This is a genomic window from Cohnella herbarum, from assembly GCF_012849095.1.
Taxonomy (GTDB): domain Bacteria; phylum Bacillota; class Bacilli; order Paenibacillales; family Paenibacillaceae; genus Cohnella; species Cohnella herbarum.
On sequence record NZ_CP051680.1, the window covers coordinates 983,327 to 1,006,342 of the forward strand.

Consider the following 23,016-nt stretch of genomic DNA (forward strand, 5'->3'; position numbering starts at 1 on the left):
TTCTGCGTGCCGGAAGGAAAGGAAGTCTGGAATGAAATTTGCCGTGCTCGATTTCGAAACAACGGGCATGTCGTCCGATAAAGATGAAATCATACAAACGGGACTCGCGCTAATCGATGATGCGGGTGCCGTTTGTTCCACGTATGCAAGCTTTGTACGCCCCAACAAGCCGATTCCGGAGGAAATAACCCGTCTCACCGGCATTCGCGACGAAGACGTTCATGCAGCGCCGGAGCTTGAAGAGATGCTCAACGCAATCGTCCCGATGCTGCAGGATGTTATTCTCATCGGCCACAACGTAGAATTCGATGCGCACTTCCTGCAAGCCGCCTTAGATCGGAGCGGTTATTTGCCATTCTCGGGCAGAATGTTGGATACGGTGGAATTAGCGAAATTGGTCTATCCGACGCAGCCTTCGTATGCATTGACGTCTCTTACGCAGACGCTCGGCATCGATCATGACCGGCCGCATCAAGCGGACAGCGACGCGGTCGCGACCGCCGAGTTGTTTCTGTTATGTTTGAACAAACTTCGCAATCTTCCTCTCTTCACTTTGCAAAGATTGTCCGGGATGTTCGATCCCGATCGCAACGATCTGGGCTGGCTCATCGCCGACACTCTCAACTGGCGCGAGACGCAACCTCTTATACCCGAAGACGGTATTCACCACTTCCGTCAATTCGCCATGAACGTAGGGGATTGGGGCGAAGATTCGCGTTCCGAAGAGGAATCCCAGCATACGGCGAAACAGCTCAACGAAATGGATTTCGAACAATACTTAGCGGCGGTTCAGGCGAATCTGAAAACGATGTTTCCTTCCTATGAGTCGAGGGAAGGTCAAGATATTATGTTTCAGGAAGTATTCGATGCGCTGCAAGAAGATTCGCATCTGCTGGTTGAAGCGGGAACGGGCACGGGCAAATCGTTAGGTTACTTGCTGCCTTCCCTCTATTATGGTCTGAAGGAAGAAAAAAAAGTCGTCGTTAGCACGCATACGATTCAACTTCAGGAACAGCTTAGGGAGCGGGATTTGCCTTTATTGCAGCAAGCGCTTCCGGTTCCTTTTCGCGCATCGGTGTTTAAGGGACGCAATAATTATCTTTGTTTGAGGAAGTTCGAGAGTCGTCAACAAATACCCGAGCATGCCTTCGGCAGGGAAGAAGCCGTGACCCGCGGGGGAATGACGGTATGGCTTGGCGAAACGACGAGAGGCGAATCCGAAGAACTGAATATCGGCGTTCGCAATAAGGAAGAGTGGGACGCGGTATCCAGCGATGCGGCGTCCTGTCTTAACCGAGCTTGTCCGTGGTTTAGAAGGTGCTTCTATCATCGGGCCAGACAAGAAGCCGGCAAAGCGGATTTAATCATTACGAACCATGCTTTGCTGTTCACAGATTTGAGAGCCGAGCATCGGCTGTTACCGGCATACGACCGGTTAATCGTAGACGAGGCCCATCATCTCGAAGAGGTAGCCAGTCATCATCTGGGTCAGAAGACGGGGCATTCCTCGTTAGCCATACCGTTGCAACGGGTGTGGAAAGATGCGAGAACGGGATTGCTCCCTCAGCTTATCGGTTCGGTATCGTCACTCGGAACGGGAGATTCGGGTGCTTGGACGGAGAAACTCGAATTGTTAGTGCCTAAAGTCCATGAGATTCGGGAAGCATGGGAACGTTGGATGGACGCATTGTTTCAATTGCTTACGGCCAACGCCGCAGCGGATGAAACAGGAAATCTCACTTTGCGACTGAAGCATGAGGACTTGCCCGAGCAATGGGAAAGTTTGTCCGTGGACGGCAACAACGTGATCCAGCTTCTATCGGATTTCATTCGGCCGCTGGAGAAGCTAACCGTCGATATGCGCGAAGATGCCGACGAGCTCAGCATGCAAGGGATGTTGACCGATTTAAGCGGCGTCTTAAAAGATTTGGCGAACATTAGGGCGGATACGCAATCATTCGTTACATTGGGCAAGCCCGAGTTCGTTTATTGGCTGGAAGGACATTCGCAGTACCGGGGCAGATCCGTATATATTTACGGCGTTCCCGCGGACGTAAGCGAATTGCTTAAAGAAGGAGTCTTCGACCGCAAGTCGAGCGTCGTTATGACTTCCGCTACCCTGACGATAGACAAATCATTTCGCTATGTCACTGAGCAGCTCGGATTGGACGAGGCGGAGAAGGGCGGAAGGCTCAAGACGGCGATGCTACCGTCGCCGTTCCGTTACCGCGAGCAAGCGCTCGTTCTTATCCCGCGGGACTTTCCCGGAATTAAGGGAAGAGACGGCGAGGCGGTGTTCATAAGCGCGCTGATCGATTCACTTCAGGAAATGGCGATTACGGTCGGAGGCCGTATGCTTGTGCTGTTCACCTCCCATCGCATGCTTAAGACCGTCTACGGCCCGCTCAAGGATCGCCTTGAGGCAAGCGGAATTCAAGTATTAGGCCAGGGCATGGATAGCGGAAGCCGAAGCCGGCTGACTCAACAGTTCGTGAAGCAGCCCGCCTCGGTGTTGCTTGGAACGAGCAGTTTCTGGGAGGGAATCGACCTTCCGGGCGATGCGTTAACCTGCCTTGCGATCGTAAGATTGCCTTTCCAACCGCCGAATCATCCGGTAGCCGAAGCCAAGTCGGAGAAGCTATTGGCCGAGAACAAAAATCCTTTCATGAAGCTGTCGCTTCCCCAAGCGGTGATTCGCTTCAAACAAGGCTTCGGCCGGCTCGTCCGTACGGCAACGGATCGAGGAATCGTCATTCTCTACGATACGAGGGTCATAGATACGAATTACGGCAAATATTTCTTATACTCGTTACCGGGTCCTAAGATGGAGCATTTGCCTACGTCGGCTATGGCCGCAAGAGTCAGCTCATGGTTAAATTCGGCCGCGTCCGCCGTCCAAGATGAGGGAGAGAAACATGAAGCCCATTAAAATTTCCGAAGCCGTCGTTAGAAGATTACCGATTTATTTGCGATTTCTGAACGAGCTTAGCTTCAGCAACATTCAAACGGTTTCCTCTCAGGAGTTAGGGGAGAAGCTTGATCTAAATCCGGCGCAGATTCGCAAAGATTTGGCGTATTTCGGCGAATTCGGCCGCAAAGGCGTTGGTTACAACGTGGATTATTTGATCGAGAAAATCCGTCATATTCTTAAATTGGACAAGACGATGAACGTTGCCTTGGTCGGAACCGGGAATCTGGGCCGAGCGTTATGCAATTACAGCATGTATATCAAAGATAATATGAAAATCGTAGCCGTTTTCGACGCGGACGAAAGCAAGAAGGGAACGCTTATCAATCGCTTAACCGTTCAGCCTATGCAGGATCTGTGCTCCTCGGTCGAACTATTGGATATTTCGGTGGGGATCATTACGGTGCCGGCAACGGAAGCCCAGAACGTAGCGGATCAATTCGTTGCCGCCGGCATACGCGGGATCTTGAATTTCGCTCCCGTCGTGCTCAAATCGTCTCCGGGCGTACGAATTCACAATGCGGATTTTACGGCTGAACTGCTTAGCCTAGCTTACTATATGGATCATAATAACGGATCAACGGAAGGAGACGAAACGAAATGACTCGTCTGCTAATTAATAATGGAACTTTCGTCACGATGGACGATCAACTCTCTAAATTTCAAGGTTGGATGGCCGTAGAAGGAAGTACAATCGCCGGATTGGGAGAGGGCGAGGCACCGGATAAGGAAAAAGAGTTAGCTTCGGAAGTCATGGACGGCAGCGGGCTGCTGTTCATGCCCGGTCTCGTAAATACGCACGGTCATGCCGGAATGTCGTTACTTCGCGGGTTAGCGGACGATCTTGCGCTACAGGATTGGCTGCAAAATCACATGTGGCCGACGGAAGCGAAATATACGGGCGATGACGTGTACTGGGGCTCTTCGTTGGCCGCGGCCGAAATGATTAAGAGCGGTACGACGACATTCGTGGACATGTATGATCATATGCATCGCGTAGCGGAAGTGGTAGAGCAATCGGGACTTCGCGCTAGCCTAACAAGAGGAGTTATCGGGTTATGTCCCGAAGACGTGCAGAAGGCTAAGCTCGCCGACGCTATCCAATTCGCCAAAGACTGGCACGGTCAAGCGGATGGACGAGTTAGCGTTATGATCTCGCCTCATGCTCCCTATACTTGCCCGCCGGATTTTATTTTGAAATTCGTCGAAGCGGCTCACGATCTCGATTTGCCTATGCACACGCATATGTCGGAGACGATTGCGGAAGTAGAGCAGAACGTTAGAGACTATGGTTTCCGTCCGGTAGAGCACTTGGATCGTCTCGGAATGTTTAGCCGTCCGACTCTAGTGGCGCACGCCGTTCATCTGAACGATGAAGAGATCGCGCTGCTTGCCGAACGTAATGTGGCCGTATCTCATAATCCGGTCAGCAACTTGAAGCTCGCGAGCGGAGTTGCCAGAGTGCCGGAGCTACTGAAAGCCGGCGTAACCGTCTCGCTAGGCACGGATAGCGCGGCAAGCAATAACAATCTGGATCTGTTCCAAGAAATCACGCTTGCGGCATTGCTTCATAAAGGGGTTTCAGGCGATCCGACGGTCATTCCGGCAGCAGAAGCGCTGCGCATGGGAACCGTGTACGGAGCCCGTTCCATTGGATTAGGCGATACGGTAGGGCAGCTTAAAGCAGGGATGAAAGCGGATTTCATCGCATTGTCTCTTACGAAACCACATTTTGTGCCGCATACGGATTACGTTTCTCATCTGGCCTATGCGGCAAGGGGCTCTGACGTCGCTCACGTATGGGTAAACGGGAAGCAATTGCTTCGCAACGGCCAACTGTTAACGCTTGACGAGGAGAAAATTCTCGCGGAAGCGGAGCGTTGCTTCCAGAGGTTACGGGGATGAATTTAAGCCGTAGTGAAGGACAACGGAAAATGCCTTCGCTTTCGCTCGGAAGATGGTTAATCGTATTGGCGGGTTTTATCGTGTTCGTCTTGGTGTCGGCGGTACTGTTCGTCCGTTCGGCCGATTCGGAGTATCGCAGCGCGGAGAAACAGGCGATTCGAATCGCCAAGGCGCAGGGAGGACTCGCGGAAGTAGACGAAGCGGTCAGCCATACGTGGGACGAAACGGTCTGGGTCGTCACCGGCAAAGATTCCGAAGGCACGGAGTGGATGATCTGGGAGCGCAAAGACGAGCTAATTAAGAAAAAGATAAGCGAGAATATTTCCGAGCAACAGATGCTCGCTAAATTTGCCGAAGAGCATTCCGGAACTCCGATTCGAATCATACCCGGATGGTTCATGAATGGTCCGGCATGGGAAGTTCGTTATTGGAACGAGAAGAGCCAAGAGCATCAGTCGTTGGATTTCTTCTCTTTCCAAGATGGCAAATTACTTAAGACCTACGTATTATCCATTCAATAAGCAACATAGGAATAGCCGATTTCGCCGAATTTCTCGCCTTCCATAGGCGGAACTTCGGCGATTTTTTGCTTGGAATAGGCGATGATTTGGTTGTTTTCCAATCATCCTCTAACGATTCGTCTATCAAAACCTGATATACTCTTAGTTGTACTCATGAACGACATCGGAATGATTCGCATCGTTTGTCTGACCAAAACTGACCAGTCCCGAAGCCATCATAGAAAACACATTAGAGGGGGATCGGTAAATGAATAAAATTAAAATATTGCCCATTACGATAACTGCGGCGTTAACGGCCGCGATACTGTTCGGAGGATGGTTCGCATACCGTCATTTCGGCGTGGAACAGCCGCTTGACCGGGTTGCCAAATCGGTCGAAGGCGTGCAATCCGCCGAAGTCGAGATGACGTCTGGAATCGTGAAAGTGAAAGTGAAGCTTGCGCCTGACGCGAATTTAAGCGAAGTGTATCGCCAGATCAAGCAGAACGGTGCTGGAGAGATCGGCGGCAAGAAGTTGGAGTTGGCTGCTACGACCAGCGATGATTCGCAAACGAACGAGCGGTTGGAGAAAGCTTGGAGCTATTCGCTCTTCGACGTAGCGGAAGCGATGGAAAACCGCAAGTATTCGGGGATAAGGGATACGATGGCTAACTTGTCCAAGCAGTTCCCGGGCGTTACGGTAATGACGGATATGGACGAGAATAACGTATATATCTCGATGCGCGACGGAGATGCGGCGAAGTTCATCGTTCTGCCGCGACAACCGGCGATGTTAGGAGTGTGGCCGAATGCGTAAAATAGGGTCATACGCGAAGGAAATGGCGATCGGCGCGATTATCGTATTGTTTATTTTCTTATTATATGTCGGATTGCCTCCGGCCATTATGGTGATGGGATTGTTGTTGTTCGGCGCTGTGTTTATGCTCACGCGTGCCAGAGGCGGCCTGGCGATGGGAGCTGCCGGTAAGAAATCGGCCGCGCGTAAGCCCGAATATTTGACGTTCGAGGATATAGGCGGACAAGATCAACCGAAGAGGGAATTAACGGAAGCATTGGATTTTCTCGTGCATCGCGACAAAATTCAGAAGCTCGGCATTCGGCCGTTAAAGGGCATCCTATTGACGGGACCTCCGGGAACGGGGAAAACGTTGCTGGCCAAAGCGGCTGCCCAGTATACTCATTCGGCATTCATCGCGGCATCCGGCAGCGAGTTCGTCGAAATGTACGTCGGCGTCGGCGCGGGGAGAATCCGCGATTTGTTCAAGGAAGCTCGGCAGCAAGCCGTAAAGCTAAAGCGCAATAGCGCGATTATCTTCATAGACGAAATTGACGGCATCGGCGGGAAAAGGGATGGCGGTCAGCATAGAGAGTACGATCAAACCCTTAACCAACTGTTAACCGAGATGGATGGCGTGCAAGGAGACGAGAGCGTTCGGGTGCTTCTCATCGCCGCGACGAACCGTAAGGAATTGCTCGATTCGGCCTTGCTGCGCCCGGGTAGATTCGACCGCCAAATTCAGGTCGATCTTCCGGACAAGAACGGCCGAGAGCACATTTTGAAGCTGCATGCCCGCAACAAACCGATCGCCAAGGACGTTTCTCTTGGGCAAATAGCGGAAGAGACCTTCGGATTTTCCGGAGCGCAGCTCGAAAGCGTCATGAACGAAGCCGCTATCTACGCGATGCGCGAAGAGTCCGAGTCGGTATCGGCGGCGCATCTGACTCAAGCGATCGATAAAGTGATGATGGGAGAGCGGATGGATCGGGAGACGACCCGCGAGGAACGCGAACGCGTAGCCATCCATGAGCTCGGACATGCGATCGTGGCGGAGAACGTACGTCCCGAAAGCGTCGCTCAAGTGTCGTTGACGCCACGCGGTCAAGCGTTAGGATATGTTCGCCATCATCCGCAACAGGACCGTTATTTATATACGCTCACGGTTCTCGAGGAACAAATTATGATCGCTCTCGGCGGAGCGGTAGCGGAAGAAATTTTCTACGGCGGCCGCAGCACGGGCTCCAGAGGAGATTTCGAGCAAGCGACGAGCATCGTCAGAACGATGATCGAATCCGGGATGTCGGAACTCGGCATCATTCATCCGCAAGCTTTAACGCAAGAGCAATGGTCGGCGGAAAACGGTAAAATCTTGGATGCATTGACTGAACGGACGAGAGAGCTGCTCGGAAAGCACAAGCATTCGTTCAGCCTTTCGCTCGATCATCTCATCCGCGAAGAGACTTTATCCGGCCAGCAGCTTCGCGAAATTCTGAGCGGTCAGGCGGCTTGAGTCGCTTGGTAAATTGTACCTAGCTAAAGGAACTCGGAAGGCGACATGCCTTCTTGGTTCCTTTTATTTTTATAGAGCTCTTTTTTCAACCATAAGGGAAGTCTCTTTATGTTTTCTTAAGGTTTTCGCAAGAATGTAAGCAGGAAATTTAATAATTTTTATGATAGCATTGAACTTAGTGCCTTTTTGAATCGTCTAAAGGAAGATGAGGTGGCAACATTGGATTCCCAGCGTAATTTCGATTTCCTTAAATATATGGTTGAGAGCGATGACAACAAGGGTTTGTTGAACGAATTGATGACGGCTTACGGTAAAGACGTTTGGAACTACGCTTATAGCATTACCCGCAAATGGGACATGGCCGATGATATTACCCAAGAGGTATTTATCAAAGTATTCCGCAACATGCATGCCTTTCGCAGGGATGCGTCGGTGAAAACTTGGCTGCTCACGATCACGCGCAATACATCGATCGATTTCCAAAGATCCGCTTTCTTCCGCAAAGTCACCTTGTCGGACGTGGTAGAGGATTACGGGGAGCGCCATTCCGTCGAACATGACGTCGTGGAGAATTCGGTCGTGAACGACATGTGGCAAATGGTGCTGGATTTGCCTAAGAAGTACAGAGAAGTCATTATCCTTTATGCGCATAATCAGCTTTCATTAAAAGAAATCGCCCAAGTGTTGGACGTTACGGAAGGGACGGTAAAATCGCGAATGTTTCATGCCCGGCAAAAATTATCCAAGATGAAGGAGTCGAGCCGCTGATGGATGATAAGGATTTATTCGAACAGCTTAAGCGCGGTCCGCTGACTCGGAATGGATTCGACGACAATTTGCGCCGAAGAATCAACGATAATCTCGATAAGCCCAGCCGTAGAACGATCCGGCCTTGGTACACTCGAATGGGAGCCATAAGCGCGGCGTTCGTACTGCTTGTCGCGGTCGTAGGCCTATTGAATTGGAAGAGCTTGTCGGGAGATTCCTCCCAGAAGCTCACCTTGCCGACGGATCAAGCTTCGGCTAGCGCGCAAGCAAGCAAGGATCGCGATATTAATCCGGTTCCGCATTCCGCGGTCGTGATCGGGTTAAGAACGGATGAAGCGCAAGGAACGTCAAGCGAGTATCGGACGATCTTCGTCGCTCCCGAGAATAACGAGCTATCCTTCGTGAAGAGCGGTTCGGGGATCTGGATGCCTTATAAGTCGAATTTCTGGAAAATAGATGCCGTTCCGGATTCGATGGGCAATGGAACCCAACTGCTTGTGGCTCTGAAATCGGGCGTAGAAAAGAAAGTAAATCAACCCTTTGTGGCGAAGCCTATGAGTCAGAGCGAGAAGCTGCTATATGCCGGCAACGAATTCGTGTCTATCATGCAGACGACAAACCTGAAAGATAAGGGCAATACCGTCGATCGCAGCGAAGTATGGGTCAACCAGGTAACCAATCTCGCCCCGGCCGTTCGTTATGAGAATAACAATGCTTTAGCCGAAGGCAATTTCACCCTTGCCCGTGCGCTAGGCACGAACGAATCCGAGCTGCAGATCGACCAATGGGCGATTGCCCGCGAGCCTGGCTCATGGGTAGCCAAGCAGCCCGGTTCTACTTCGCTCTTGACGAACGAGACCGAAATCGCGAGTTGGCCGAACGTTTCCGTTCAGTTGTCCAAGGCGATCGTGAAAGACGACCCGCTGGCATTAACTTGGGATGAAGTCAAAAGCTTGGAATCGCAAGCGGTAGATGCGTTTACCTCGCAAGACGAGGATATCGCCATCATCGTGACCGACAACGAGCTAAAGCTCATTCCATACCAATTGCCTCAGACGGAACGAACGGAAAAAACCGTTACGCTGTCCCTTAAACCGAATGAATCGATCGTGATGGTGCAATGGGCGACCCAAGAAAAGTACGTCGAGAACTGGAAGCTGTTGTTCAGCAAATGGTTCGCGACTTCGGCAGAATAGTCCGGATTATGATAAGATGAGAATACCCGAATAAGCTTGCATTGTGACAAATCTCAATGCGAGCGGGGTATACTCATCTTATTATTAGTTTAACGGCAAATGCCGTCTTAAATGGTTTGGAGGGAAAGACATCATGTTTAAGATCGTAGGCGTCGTAGGCGCGGGAACAATGGGTCAGAGTATAGCGGAGATGCTTGCCGTCAAAGGACTGGACGTGCATCTGGTAGAGAAAACGCCGGAAAAGCTTCAATCGGCAAGGGAAATGCTCGAGCAAAGTCTTGATCGGCAGATGGAGAGATGGGCGATTACGGCGGCGGAAAAAAAGTTGACGTTAAATCGTATACATATGGAAACGTCGTTGCAGTACTTGGCGGATTGCGAGCTCGTTATCGAGACGATAAGCGAAGATTTGGAAAGCAAGATGGAAGTGTTGCGTCAACTGGACGGAATCGTGTCGAAAGATACGGTTCTCGCAAGTAACACGTCGACGTTAAGCTTGACCGAGCTAGCAGGGGCGAGTCAATACCCGGAACGGGTTATCGGCATGCATTTCGTCTATCCTGCCCTCAGAATCGACGTCGTAGAGATTATTCGGGGCTTGCAAACCTCGGATGCCACGTTCGACAAAACGAAAGCTTTTATCGTCGATAATCTGGCCAAGAAAGGCGTCATGGTTTACGAGTCGCCCGGTTTCGTTACGACGCGGTTAATCTGTTTGCTGATCAACGAAGCGCTACATCTGTTAGAGGAGGGCGTTGCGTCCCCCGAAGATATCGACGATGCTATGAGCTTGGGATACCGCTTCGAGCACGGGCCGCTGGAGATGGCCGACCGGTTCGGATTGGATTCGGTGTTAGCCGCCCTGGAAAAAATGTTCCGAGAATACGGGGAATTGAAATACCGTCCTTCTTTCTTGCTCAAGAAGAAGGTCAGAGCGGGACAATTGGGAATCAAAAGCGGCGTAGGTTTCTTCAAGTACGACAAGGATGGTGAACGACTCTCATGAATATACTCGTAATTAACGCGGGGAGTTCCTCGCTCAAATATCAGCTCTACAATATGAAGGACGAAGACGTATTGGCTAAAGGCAGAGTGGAAAGAATCGGGATGGATTCCTCGATCTTGACCCACGAAGTCGAGCATCAACCGGAAATGCGCGAAGTGAGCGAAATACTGGATCATACGACCGCGATCAAGAAGGTATTGGATATGCTGACGCATCGCAAATTCGGGGTGCTACGGAACATTCAGGACATTCAGGCCGTCGGACATCGCGTCGTTCACGGCGGAGAATCCTTCAGCAGATCGGTTCTCGTGGATCAAGGCGTAAAGCTGGAAATTCGCAAGCTGTTCGATCTAGCTCCGCTGCACAATCCGGCCCACATGATGGGAATCATGGCGGTCGAGGCGAATTTGCCCGAAGTTCCGCAGGCGGTCGTATTCGATACGGCCTTTCATCAGACGATGCCGCCGAGCTCGTATCTGTACGCGATTCCGACGGTACTTTACCGCAAACATCAGATCCGCAGATACGGCTTCCACGGGACCTCTCACGACTACGTAAGTAAACGGACAGCGGAATATCTCGGAAAACCGCTTGAACAATTGAAGTTGATCACGTGTCATATCGGCAACGGAGCGAGTTGCGCGGCCATTCTGCACGGCAAATCGTACGACACGAGCATGGGAATGACTCCTCTTGAGGGGCTCATGATGGGGACCCGCAGCGGCGACTTGGATCCTGCCGTCGTCCCTTTTACGATCAACAAAGAGGATCTAACGTTAAACGAAGTGAACTCGATGTTGAACAAGCACAGCGGTTTGCTTGCGATTTCCGGTATCAGCAGCGATATGAGGGAAATCGTGGAAGCCATGAACGAAGGCAATGAGCAAGCTAAACTCGCGTTCGAGATGTACGCTTACCGGATTCGTAAATACATCGGCGCTTATATCGCGGCGATGGACGGCGTGGATGCGATTGTGTTTACTGCTGGCGTGGGCGAGAATTCGGACGTGCTGCGCAAGGAAGTGTGTAAAGGACTGACTTTCTTCGGCGTTGTCGTCGATAATGAAAGGAACTCGGTGCGATCCTCGGAACCAAGACGCATCACTTCCGATGAATCGGCGGTTAGCGTATTGGTCGTGCCGACGAACGAGGAGCTATTGATCGCTAGGGATACTTATCAGCTGGTGCTCCAACTACCGCAAGCTTAATCCGATTGATTAAAGAGGAGGGCGAAGTCATGGATCGAATAGATTTGGCTACGATCGGCGACTATGTCGGACAGACGGTTACTTTCGGAGGTTGGTTAACCCGAAAGCGCTCAAGCGGAAAGATCCAGTTTCTTCAAATTCGCGACGGAATGGGTTACATCCAGGGCGTCCTGGTTAAAGCGGAAGTCGAAGAATCCGTATGGGAACGGGCGGGGCAGCTGACGCAAGAAAGCTCCTTCTACGTGACGGGGATCGTCCGTGAAGAACCCCGCAGTTCTTCGGGATTCGAGTTATCCGTTACCGGAATCAAGATTATTCAAATCGCCAAAGACTATCCGATCACGCCGAAGGAGCACGGCGTCGATTTTCTGATGGACCATCGTCATCTGTGGCTGCGTGCTCCTAGACAACGTGCGATCCTTCGCATTCGGGCGGTCATTATTTCCGCGATTCAAAGTTTCTTCGATGAGCGCGGCTTTACGTTAGTCGACCCGCCGGTGTTAACGCCTTCCTCGTGCGAAGGAACGACGAATTTGTTTCATACGAAGTATTTCGAGGAAGACGCGTATTTGACGCAAAGTGGACAGCTATACATGGAAGCGGCTGCGATGGCTCTAGGTAAAGTCTATTCTTTCGGACCGACTTTCCGAGCCGAGAAATCCAAAACGCGCCGTCATTTGATCGAATTCTGGATGATCGAGCCGGAGATGGCTTTCGTCGATCATGAACAAAACTTGATTGTACAGGAGCAGTTCATCGCTCATATCGTCGGCCAAGTGTTAAGCCAGTGCAGAGCCGAGCTAGCGGTACTGGAGAGGGATGTAACGGCATTAGAGCGGGTTCTGCCGCCTTTCCCGCGTATTACTTACGACGAAGCGCTCGAATTGCTTAAAGAAATCGGAATGGAGCTGCCGTGGGGAGAAGATTTCGGAGCGCCGCATGAGACGGCCATTGCCGAGAAATTCGATCGTCCGGTGTTCATCACGCATTATCCGGCAAGCTTCAAAGCGTTCTATATGAAGCCCGACCCGAATCGGCCAGAAGTCGTATTGTGCGCGGACATGATCGCTCCGGAAGGTTACGGCGAGATTATCGGGGGCTCGCAAAGAATCGACGATCCGGAATTGCTGGCGAGCAGGTTCGAGGAGCATGAGCTGTCGGAAGAAGCTTACGGCTGGTATATGGATTTGCGCCGATACGGGTCGGTTCCGCATTCCGGGTTCGGGCTGGGGCTAGAGAGAGCGGTGGCTTGGATATGCGGCCTGGATCATGTTCGCGAGACGATTGCTTTCCCGCGTACGTTGTATCGATTGTATCCGTAAATTGAATTTGTTCATTATACAGAGAGGGGAGTCCTAGCCATGAATAATGATCGCAATTCGCTGGCAAGAGGGATGGCGGAAGCATTTATGGACGGCTCCGTCAGTATCCCGTACGCCTTGCTACGCACTTATCGCGCGCTTAAGCTGAACGATACCGAAGGAATGCTGCTGCTCCATTTGATCGCCTATCGCCAACTGGAGCAAAATGATTTTCCGACGATCGAGCAGCTTCAGGAGCGTCTAGGATGCTCGCCCGCGATCGTGGGGCAAACGCTGCAGAAGCTGATGAAACTAGGTTTCGTTACGATCGACGAAGTGTTCGATCCTCTGACGGGCGTACAATCCGAGAAGTATAATCTTGCCGGACTGTTCCAGAAGATGGGGCAGATGCTGGCGGCCGGGGAGTTGCCGATTCGCGGAAATACGGGGAACGCGGCAGAGGAAACCGGAGCAACGATAGGACGTATTCAACCCGAAACATCGGCGCTAAGGCCGAATGCGACGGTGTCGGGATCGAGCAATCTATTCGTTCTGTTCGAACAAGAGTTCGGACGTCCGCTAACTCCGTTCGAATACGAGACGATTAACGGCTGGTTGGACCAGGATCAATACGCCGACGAGCTCATTCGGTTCGCGCTGAAGGAATCGGTATTCGCCGGCAAGCTTCATTTTAATTACATTGATCGAATTTTGTTGGGATGGAGCCGCAACCGCGTCACGAACGTCGAGGAAGCCCGTCTGCATGCCCAGAAATTCCGAGCCGGACGTTAATGTCCGGCATTTTATCCGTGACCGGGATAACCGTCGAATAAATCTTGCAATCTCGAAGCCAAAGGGCTCTGCGAATCAATTCCCGCAGAGCCCTTTGGTTTTATTTGTATTTGTCATTGAAGTCACATTCATTTTTCGACAAAAATCTAGTTATGAGGCAATGACGATCGCGGGAATATACAAGAATCCAATCGCATTCAATTGAAAATTTCGTGTTATTTCGACAAAATAATGAGTTTCAAGATTATTCAGATTCGTTTGTTGACATTACAAAACGGAAAAATAATTACAAATTTTAGTGACGAGCGTCACTGGCTGTTACCCAACTACTCCGTTACGTTGAAGGAGAGAACGATTACATGATGCTTTTTGAGAGGAGCAAACACTATGAATCCAACCTCGAATAGTACGGCACAAGATGGCGTCTATGGCGTCGTATCGGAAGGTAGCCGTGCGCTTGAAGGCGTTGTTATCGAGTTGTACAGTCGGTCTTTGATGGAGGAAGTCCGAATCGGAAGTGCGATAACCGACGAGTGCGGGAGATTCGCGATTACTTACGATCGGGAAACGGCAAGGCTAAGGGAAAGAAAAACTATCGATCTTCTTGTGCGTGCATCGCACCCGGAACTTGACTATCAGCCTTACCAATCGGAAGTCGCCTATCGCGCCAAATCACAGCAATCGTTTACGATCCAGTTGTTTCCGGTCGAACAAGAAGGAACGGAATGGGGGCGGCTTCAATCCGCATTACCGATGTTGCTTGCAGAAGCGGATCCCCTCAAGCTCACGCAGGAGGAAGTTGAATATTTATCCGGTACTAGCGGAATACCGCTTCGTCATGTGGCTTTTTGGATCGCTTCGCAACGGTTGCATCAAGAGAACGAAGCCATATCCCCTTCGACTTATTACGGACTATTGCGGGGAGGTATGCCGGATTCCATGGACGGTCTGGCCGCTCAATCCTCGCAGGATTGGGAGCAGGCGCTTCATAACGCGGTGCGTCACAATAGAATTCCCGAATCAGATGACGAGGAACTTGAAGTGTCTTTCCGGCGAGTTCAAGAATTCAGCTTGAAAGACAAACACGAGAAAGGAATACTTCTTGAAGCAGAGCAAGCTGACGGTAAGGATTCCGAGAACACGAACCTGAATTTGCAGTTAGCCCGTCTATTGTCCACTCAACCGCAAATCACGCATAATCGTCAGTCGCTTCAACAAGCTAAGTCCCGAAACGATGAAGTTCGGGACTTAGCTTACGAAGAAATGCTTCGCAGGGAAAAGAACATGTTTCCTGAACTCGATATGGAAGTCGCGTTGGAGGAAGCAAATACGACGGGACAATTCCGCAATCCGATCCGTGAAAGACTTGCTCGCTTTCTGGAGGAAGCTGTCGATTTCGATTTGGACGTAACCGTTATCGACGAATATCTTGGATCCGATCAGCAGGCGCTTACCGATGAGGACAATTCCATGAAAGTGGCGGTCGCATCTCGATTGAAAGCTTTGCAACGGGTTTATCAGATCAGCCCGCAAGTCGATCACATGAACGCATTGATGCAAAGCGGCCTTGATTCGGCGATGAACGTCGTCAGTCTAAGCGAGGAAGCGTTCGTAGAGCAGTTCCAACAAGAGCTAGGAGGCGATGGGGATGCGAAACTAGTGTATGCGCAAGCGGAGCAGATTCATGCGACTGCTACCCACTTGTATACGTCCGCTTATCAAGCCATGAACGATATTATGCCTGCGGCATTGGGCGGCACGGCATTATCGGAGCAGCTTCGGAAAGATTTGCCCGACTGGGCAGCGTTGTTTGGAAGGATTGACATGTGCGATTGCGAACAATGCCGTTCAGTGTATAGCGCAGCAGCCTATTTCGTAGATTTGCTGCAATTTTTGAATCCAAAGACGTTACCGAGCGGGGTGACGGAGAGACCGATTGATGTTCTACGCCGACATAGACCTGATTTGGAGCATCTTAAACTCACTTGCGAGAATACGAATATCGTGATCCCATACATTGATCTGGTTAACGAGGTTCTCGAGAGCTATATTACTCACGGATATTCTGTCGTGAATAATACGGCGCCAGGCAGCGATGGCGAAGACTTGAACGTTAGTAGGGAATACAGCTCGTCATTTCCCGAGAGTATTTCCAATAGCGCAGCGACGGCCCTTAAGCATGCCGTATTCCCATTCACCCTGCCCTACGATCGGCATTTGCATACAACCCGCGAATACTTAGCGAGTATGGGGTCGAATTTATATGAGCTGGTCTCTACATTTAAGGATCAGCATCCCGAATACGCGATGGCCGGAGATTATCTGGGTCTTTCCTCCACGGAACGCAACATATGGATGGGGCGTTTGGAAAGAGAGATCTGGGAGTTTTTCGGCTATCCGTCAAGTACGGTTAAGGGATTAGGACTGCTCGGTTCTTATTACGCGAACGCCAATCTGACAGGCACTCCCGTGTTTACCCGAATAGATCCCCAACTCAATTTCTCTTGGGGGGACGATGGCCGGCCAGCTCCAACATTGCCGGCGGAGTTCAGCGTTCGTTGGACAGGAACGATCGTTCCGAGTAAGACAGGATCAAAGGTTCTCCACGTGGATACGGTCCGAGGACACCGATTCTGGTTCAACGGGCAGAAGCTGTTCGATTGCTATAATGAAGAAAATCCTCCGCATAGCCAATCGAATGTCATTCAAATGGTAGCAGGCCAAGCATATCCGATCGTTCTTGAATATCGATGCGGAGGCGGCAGTGCCGCGTGGGTTCATCTGCAGTGGGAAAACGACAACGTCTTAGAACATATTCCCGCCGATCAACTTAGGTATTCGCTATCATGGGATCAACATCTGGCTCGTGTCCCGGAATTTCTTAAGCGAACGGACCTTAAGTACGAAGAATTGATGGAACTGTTGGAAACCAGATATATTAACACCAATCCCGATTCGCCTAACATTTTGCTGGCCGCTCAAACAGATCCTTGCGATCTTGATCAGACGGTGGTTCGAAACTTAACAAAGGACAATTTCGCACCGCTAAGGGACATTCACCGGTTTCTTAGGTTGAGGCGTAAGCTCAGGGTAACGATTAGCGAGCTGGATAAAATGCTGCACGCGCTAGGTCGTGAACGGGAGTCTTTCCTTGTCAAGTTGGCAGATTTGAAACGGGTTCAAGATGAGCTTGGAGCTGGGAGGACATCTCTTGAAGAGCTTCTTGCGCTATGGAGCTTAATCGATACGCAAGACGAAGGTTCTCTGTACCATAAGGTGTTCCAGAACAAAGCGCTTATGAATCCGCCGGATCCGGATTTCTCCTTATTAAGCGGCGGTAAGGAAATTCGCGGTCATTTGCTACCTTTGGAATCGAAAACAACCCAATTGCTCGCGGTGCTTCGATTGAAGGAAAACGATCTCCGCGTGATTCGATTAGAGACGGGCTTATCAGATTCTAAAGCCATGTTGACACTCGCCAATCTGTCGTCCTTGTATCGTTACGCACTGCTAAGCCGTTTGCTTTCTCTTTCCGTATCCGAATGCGCGGCACTAATCCGGTTGACGGGAGTATCTCCGTTCCGGTCGCCTTCCGATACGTTACGGTTGATTGAACGGCGGAAGCAGGTTGAGACGTCCGGATTCAGCATTGGTGAACTTTCTTACCTATACCGAAACCGGGAAGCGCAGTCGCAGCCTGTGGCTCCTGCGGAGACTGCAATTAGCAAGCTTGCCGAAACGCTAAAAGCAGGGTTCATAGGGATTGAGCAATCGGGTTCCGTCGAGGACAGCGAAAATACGACAAAAGCGATTTTGAAACGCAATTTCGTTATTCAGACTTTAGCCGACGTTTTCGATTGTTCGGTACCGATCACTACGAATTTAACCGTAGAAGTATTAAGATCGACGAACGAGCAGAAGCCGTCAATAGCGATCATTGAAGATTTTCTTAAACTAGACAGCCCTGCCTTTCGAGGAAGCTATTTAAAGCTTCATAAAACATTGCTACTTGTGAAAAGATTGGAACTTGAGACTGAAGAAATCTCCTATTTCCATACCCAACAGGCAGATTTTCTTGGGTTAGATTTCAATCTGTTTCCGATTACGCATGAGCCGCAGGGGGAGCCATTGCTTGCATTATTCCAACAGTGGCAGCTGTTGATGCAATATCGTTCTATCCGTGATGTTCTAGTTCCGGGTAGCCATAAACTGATTACACTGTTTGCGCTTGCGAAACAACAGGGCATGTCGCTTGATATCATCTTAAAAAGACTAGGGGAGATGACGGGTTGGGAGCAAGCGGATCTCCAGGCATTGTGCGGCCCGAACGGTTGGAACTTAAAGGTATCCCATTTTTCTAATCCGGCGAAACTTAGTTCTCTTTATGCTTCCATCCGACTAACGGAACGTTTAAGAGTGCCTGCCGTGAAGTGGATTGCCTGGACGAAAGAACTACCGGACTCGAACCTCGCTTTCGAAGTGAAGAACGCAGCCAAATCTCGTTATAGCGAAGTGTCTTGGCGCCAAACAGCAGCCGTTATCGAGAATAGGCTACGTGAACAGTGGCGCGAAGCTTTGGTCGATTTCGTGCTGCAACTTCAGCCTATAAAGTCCAACGGTATCGTTAACGGAAACCAGTTATTCGAATATTTTTTGATCGATGTCGAGATGAACGCGGATATGAAGACATCCAGAATCAAGCAAGCGATCTCGTCGGTACAACTGTTCGTGCAGCGTAGTTTACTTAATCTGGAGCCTGGCGTATTGCCTAAGGCACTGGATTCCAAACAATGGGAATGGTTGAAAAATTATCGCAACTGGGAAGCAAATCGCAAGATTTTCCTCTATCCGGAAAATTGGGTGGAGCCTGAGCTTCGCGATGACAAAACTCAGGTTTACAAAGAGTTGGAAAATGAGATTTTACAAAACGATATTAACGCTGACAACGTCAAGCAGGCGTTCGGCAAGTATTTGGTGCAATTAGACGAAATCGCGAGATTAGACGTTCGGGCGATTTACCGTACCGGGGACCAGGTGCATGTGTTTGCCCGAACGTTTTCGGTTCCGCACGTGTATTATCACCGATTGAAAAAGCGGGGAAGCTGGACGGCATGGAATAAGATAGACTTGGACATTCAAGGTGATCATTTGGTGCCATGCTTATATAACTCCAGCCTCTATTTGTTCTGGGGGATCACGGAGAAAACAGCGTTGCCCAAGGACAACGTACCGACCAGTCAAGGTGGGGGTTCCACTCAGGAACAGTTACTGTTGAAGCTAGGGTGGTCGGAGTTTCGCAATAACAGCTGGTCGGCTAAGCGAGTATCGGACAAAGGAACTTTCTTGCAGAAGCTCCTTCGTGACGACGACGAGGAGGTAATGAAGCTTAATTACTTTCTGGCGCCGCGAATATTCTCTCAAGGCAATCTTGGCATTGATATTATGAAAAATTTTCGCGAAACCGGGAGTCATGGAAGTTATTACGGTAATATCATAAGTGACCAACACGGCACTATTGTCTTTAATGAAACGCGCAAAAGCACAACGAGCGTTGTCTATGCGGGAGGAACTGTGAGATCAATGGCGCCAGAGAACCTGCAAATGACCGGTATGTTCCTGCAATCGGACGTGAATACAACCATAGATATCCCGTATGGAAAAACGGGATATTATTATAAAAGGTTAGTCCCCATCATGAATGAAGCTCAACGTCCGCTTAGATTGGTCGTTCCGCACGATCAAGTGGATTACGCATTCAACGATAGTCGCAAGGATTTTACGTATGTTCAGCAGGATTATTACCGAACCTACTATGCCGAGCAGTATCAGGAAACGTCTGATCCCAAGGTCGAGTATGAAATCTTATTTCATCCGCTTACACGCGCTTTCGTTAAGGTGTACAACGAACGAGGGGTAGATGGACTTTTATCGCTTAATACTCAAAAGAAGACAAACGAAACGTCTGGGAATACGATATTCGAATCGATGTATAAGCCTACTTCGAACGTCGTTTTTAGTCAGGATGTTCGCGAGGACGTCGATTTCGATTATAAGGGTGCATACTCGGTATACAATTGGGAGCTATTCTTTCATATCCCGCTGTTTCTTGCAGACCGGCTATCCAAAGAAAAGCGTTATGAGGACGCTTTAAAATGGTATCAGTACGTCTTTAATCCGACAATCGATTCGGACGAATCTTCGCCGGGCAAATATTGGCGTTTCTTACCCTTCAACGAGAACACGGAAGAAAACAGAATATGGAAGCTGCTTAAGATTCTGGCTGAACCGAACGGCGATCCTAACGTCAAGAAGGAACTGCAGAACCAAATTTCCGAGTGGCGAGCGAACCCGTTCGAGCCGCACCGGATTGCGCGTATGCGAGTAAGCAGCTATCAAAAGGCTGTCGTCATGAAGTATATCGACACTGTCATTGCATGGGCGGACGATCTATTCTCTCGCGATACGATGGAATCAATTAACGAAGCTACCCAGCTCTATGTTTTGGCAGGAAATTTATTAGGACCGCGGCCGGAGCGGATACCGGAATTAACGGTAGCGCCGGCTCTATCGTATGATCAGCTTCGCTATGCGGGATTGGATGATTTCTCTAACGCGCTTGTCGATGTCCAGAATAAGTTTCCATATATTAAAGTACAGCCGGCCGTTAACGCATCCGGTACGCCTATCGGATACGGCGTGGGAAGATCGCTATACTTCGGCATACCTAAGAACGATAAGCTATTGGGTTATTGGGATACGGTCGAGGATCGTCTGTATAAAATACGCAACGGCTTAAATCTCGATGGTGTAGCCCGTCGACTAGCCCTGTTCGAAGCTCCGATCGATCCCGGCGCGGCTGTCAGAGCCGCAAGCGCGGGTGCCGGATCGGATTCGGTCCTATCGGATTTGAACCAACCTCTTGGCTATTACCGTTTCTCTGCTGTTCTGCCGAAAGCTTTGGAATTGTGTGCAGAAGTAAAGTCGTTGGGGGCCGCGCTTCTGTCCGCGCTCGAGAAGAAAGACTCTGAGGAACTCGGAGCCTTGCGTGCTCGACATGAAACGACCCTATATCGGTTAATCCGTCAAGTCAGAACGAAGCAAATCGAGGAAGCGGATAAAGCGCTGGAAGGACTTTATAAATCCCGAAACGTCATCGATTACAGGTATAAACATTACAAAAACCTGGATTTCATGAATGCATTCGAGATAGCCCAATTGGCAATGATGGGCGGTTCGGCAATATTGCAGGGTATAGCGGAAATTGCTAACCTGGCTTCGTCTGTCGGTCATGCTGTTCCGAACGTTCTAGTCGGCGCAGCAGGTTGGGCTGCCAGTCCGGTAGCTGTAGCGGAGTACGGGGGCTCCCACGGCGGGAATGCCGGTGAGTCGTTCAGCCGCGCGTTGAACACGCTCTCCTCCATCCTCGGTACGACAGCTTCTATGAGCGGAACGATGGCTGGTCATAAACGAAGAGCGGAAGAATGGAAGCTGCAGTCGGAACTAGCCATCAGGGAGTTGGGGCAGATCGATTCTCAGATCGCCGCAGCGGAAATTCGTAAAGCTACCGCGGAACGCGAACTCGCCAATCAAGAGAAGCAAATCGAACATGCGGAGGAGATGGAACAATTTCTCAAAGAGAAATATACTGGACGAGAGTTATATCAGTGGATGGCCACCCAATTGACGACTTTATTTTTTCAAACCTATCAATTGGCTTACAATGCGGCCAAACGAGCAGAACAAGCGTATAGATTCGAGAGGGGATTAACGGATTCCGGGTTTATCAAGTTCGGCTACTGGGACAGCTTGCGCAAAGGCTTGCTCGCCGGGGAGCGTCTGCATTTAGACTTGAAACGGCTGGAGGCCGCTTACGCGGATCAAAATTCTCGCGATTATGAATTGACGAAATCGATTTCGCTCGTTCAATTGGACCCGATCGCGCTAATCTCTCTAAGGGAAACGGGGGCTTGCACGATCATGCTGCCGGAAGCGTTGTTCGACATGGATCATCCCGGTCACTACATGCGCAGGATTAAATCGATCAGCATAACCGTTCCTTGCGTTACCGGGCCTTACACCGGCGTTCATGGCCGGCTTACGCTTATGTCGAGCAGGATTCGGATAAGCAAGAGTTCTGTGGCACCTTATAAACAGCAACCGGAAGACCCTCGATTCCTGAACGATTTTTCCGCCGTCCAATCGATTGCTTTCAGTCATGCTCAGAACGATGCCGGATTATTCGAATTATCGTTTCGGGATGAAAGGTACCTTCCGTTCGAAGGGGCGGGAGCCGTTTCCGAATGGAGGCTGGAACTTCCGACAGAAACGAATGCTTTCGACTTCGATTCCATTTCCGACATTGTTCTTCGCTTAAGCTATACGGCGAAAGAGGGCGGGGACGCATTAAGAAAAGCTGCTTTCTCAAGCGCAGCGTTCGATGAAGTCGTACCGCAGGGAACGACTATGAATCCGCCGGAATCGCTACCAGCGCAACCGAATTTGCAACGGCTGTTCAGCGCCCGCCACGAATTTTCCACGGAATGGCACAGATTCATGAATCCGTCCGGTACGGAAACGTTGCAGACGCTATTGTTGAAACTGGAAAAAGAACGTTTCCCTTACAAGTACCGAGGACGCGGCTTGAAAATCGAACGATTGAAATGCTACCTGAAGCTGAAGGAGGACATCAATTATCCAGGCAGCGGATCGCCGCTAATCCTATCGCTTGACACGCCGGGTTCCGACTCTTCAATCACGGCGACATTCCTGAGAAACGATGAATTGCTGCATGGGCTCCCAATCGCAGAGTTTGAAGTTGCGATCGCTGGGCAGGGTGCAGGCGAGTGGAAGCTATATGCTACCGAGACGAATATCGCCGAGTTACCTGTGCCGATGAAAATATCGATCGATGGGCATTCGAGGCTGAATAGTAAGTTGATCGAGGACATACTCATCTTGTGCGAGTATTCCATTGCGTAAATAATATTGCTCAGGTTGAGACAATCGACTCGCGCGTACAAGGAAAGCAAAGCTAAATAAAAAGTCCAACCGTTGCCTGCCGTG

General features: G+C 50.3%; 13 protein-coding genes. All 13 read left to right on the plus strand.

Going from position 1 to position 23,016, the window contains the following annotated elements; genetic code table 11:
- Nucleotides 1–31 precede the first annotated feature (31 nt).
- The 13 genes from dinG to HH215_RS04215 all read left to right on the plus strand — a co-directional run bounded on the left by dinG (nucleotide 32) and on the right by HH215_RS04215 (nucleotide 22,932).
- Nucleotides 32–2,929 (plus strand): ATP-dependent DNA helicase DinG, 3'-5' exoribonuclease type, encoded by a 2,898-nt coding sequence (gene dinG, locus HH215_RS04155; protein ID WP_169278757.1) that lies wholly within the window; start codon nucleotides 32–34, stop codon nucleotides 2,927–2,929.
- Complete coding sequence (locus HH215_RS04160) at nucleotides 2,916–3,572, plus strand: redox-sensing transcriptional repressor Rex (RefSeq protein WP_169278758.1); 657 nt, start codon at nucleotides 2,916–2,918, stop codon at nucleotides 3,570–3,572. Before dinG ends, HH215_RS04160 begins: the two co-directional genes overlap by 14 nt.
- Nucleotides 3,569–4,873, plus strand: a complete 1,305-nt coding sequence (locus HH215_RS04165) for an amidohydrolase (RefSeq protein WP_169278759.1) — start codon at nucleotides 3,569–3,571, stop codon at nucleotides 4,871–4,873. Before HH215_RS04160 ends, HH215_RS04165 begins: the two co-directional genes overlap by 4 nt.
- Nucleotides 4,870–5,394: a cell wall elongation regulator TseB-like domain-containing protein gene (locus HH215_RS04170; protein WP_169278760.1), complete on the plus strand. Its 525-nt coding sequence runs from the start codon at nucleotides 4,870–4,872 to the stop codon at nucleotides 5,392–5,394. Before HH215_RS04165 ends, HH215_RS04170 begins: the two co-directional genes overlap by 4 nt.
- A gap of 247 nt (nucleotides 5,395–5,641) precedes the next feature.
- Entirely contained in the window at nucleotides 5,642–6,190 is a 549-nt protein-coding gene (locus HH215_RS04175; protein WP_169278761.1) for a hypothetical protein, read from the plus strand.
- A gap of 1 nt (nucleotide 6,191) precedes the next feature.
- Nucleotides 6,192–7,682: an AAA family ATPase gene (locus tag HH215_RS04180; RefSeq protein WP_169284215.1), complete on the plus strand. Its 1,491-nt coding sequence runs from the start codon at nucleotides 6,192–6,194 to the stop codon at nucleotides 7,680–7,682.
- Between the two features lie 219 nt (nucleotides 7,683–7,901).
- Nucleotides 7,902–8,450 carry an RNA polymerase sigma factor gene (locus HH215_RS04185; protein WP_254450539.1) on the plus strand — a complete coding sequence of 183 codons (549 nt, stop codon included), beginning with the start codon at nucleotides 7,902–7,904 and terminating at the stop codon, nucleotides 8,448–8,450.
- Nucleotides 8,450–9,646 (plus strand): hypothetical protein, encoded by a 1,197-nt coding sequence (locus HH215_RS04190; RefSeq protein WP_169278762.1) that lies wholly within the window; start codon nucleotides 8,450–8,452, stop codon nucleotides 9,644–9,646. The genes HH215_RS04185 and HH215_RS04190 overlap by 1 nt, the downstream gene beginning before the upstream one ends.
- A gap of 130 nt (nucleotides 9,647–9,776) precedes the next feature.
- Nucleotides 9,777–10,652, plus strand: a complete 876-nt coding sequence (locus tag HH215_RS04195; RefSeq protein ID WP_169284217.1) for a 3-hydroxyacyl-CoA dehydrogenase family protein — start codon at nucleotides 9,777–9,779, stop codon at nucleotides 10,650–10,652.
- Entirely contained in the window at nucleotides 10,649–11,860 is a 1,212-nt protein-coding gene (locus HH215_RS04200) for an acetate kinase (protein WP_169278763.1), read from the plus strand. Before HH215_RS04195 ends, HH215_RS04200 begins: the two co-directional genes overlap by 4 nt.
- A gap of 29 nt (nucleotides 11,861–11,889) precedes the next feature.
- Nucleotides 11,890–13,182 (plus strand): asparagine--tRNA ligase, encoded by a 1,293-nt coding sequence (asnS, locus tag HH215_RS04205; protein ID WP_169278764.1) that lies wholly within the window; start codon nucleotides 11,890–11,892, stop codon nucleotides 13,180–13,182.
- A gap of 39 nt (nucleotides 13,183–13,221) precedes the next feature.
- A complete protein-coding gene (locus HH215_RS04210) occupies nucleotides 13,222–13,953 on the plus strand; it encodes a DnaD domain-containing protein (protein ID WP_169278765.1) in 732 nt (243 codons plus the stop codon).
- 387 nt (nucleotides 13,954–14,340) lie between these two features.
- Complete coding sequence (locus HH215_RS04215) at nucleotides 14,341–22,932, plus strand: Tc toxin subunit A-related protein (RefSeq protein WP_169278766.1); 8,592 nt, start codon at nucleotides 14,341–14,343, stop codon at nucleotides 22,930–22,932.
- The last annotated feature ends 84 nt before the right edge of the window (nucleotides 22,933–23,016 follow it).

Bases quoted from the DNA above. Each gene is read 5' to 3' on its own strand.
- dinG (WP_169278757.1), top strand. From the start codon at position 32: ATGAAATTTGCCGTGCTCGATTTCGAAACAACGGGCATGTCGTCCGAT.
- HH215_RS04160 (WP_169278758.1), top strand. From the start codon at position 2,916: ATGAAGCCCATTAAAATTTCCGAAGCCGTCGTTAGAAGATTACCGATT.
- HH215_RS04165 (WP_169278759.1), top strand. From the start codon at position 3,569: ATGACTCGTCTGCTAATTAATAATGGAACTTTCGTCACGATGGACGAT.
- HH215_RS04170 (WP_169278760.1), top strand. From the start codon at position 4,870: ATGAATTTAAGCCGTAGTGAAGGACAACGGAAAATGCCTTCGCTTTCG.
- HH215_RS04175 (WP_169278761.1), top strand. From the start codon at position 5,642: ATGAATAAAATTAAAATATTGCCCATTACGATAACTGCGGCGTTAACG.
- HH215_RS04190 (WP_169278762.1), top strand. From the start codon at position 8,450: ATGGATGATAAGGATTTATTCGAACAGCTTAAGCGCGGTCCGCTGACT.
- HH215_RS04200 (WP_169278763.1), top strand. From the start codon at position 10,649: ATGAATATACTCGTAATTAACGCGGGGAGTTCCTCGCTCAAATATCAG.
- asnS (WP_169278764.1), top strand. From the start codon at position 11,890: ATGGATCGAATAGATTTGGCTACGATCGGCGACTATGTCGGACAGACG.
- HH215_RS04210 (WP_169278765.1), top strand. From the start codon at position 13,222: ATGAATAATGATCGCAATTCGCTGGCAAGAGGGATGGCGGAAGCATTT.
- HH215_RS04215 (WP_169278766.1), top strand. From the start codon at position 14,341: ATGAATCCAACCTCGAATAGTACGGCACAAGATGGCGTCTATGGCGTC.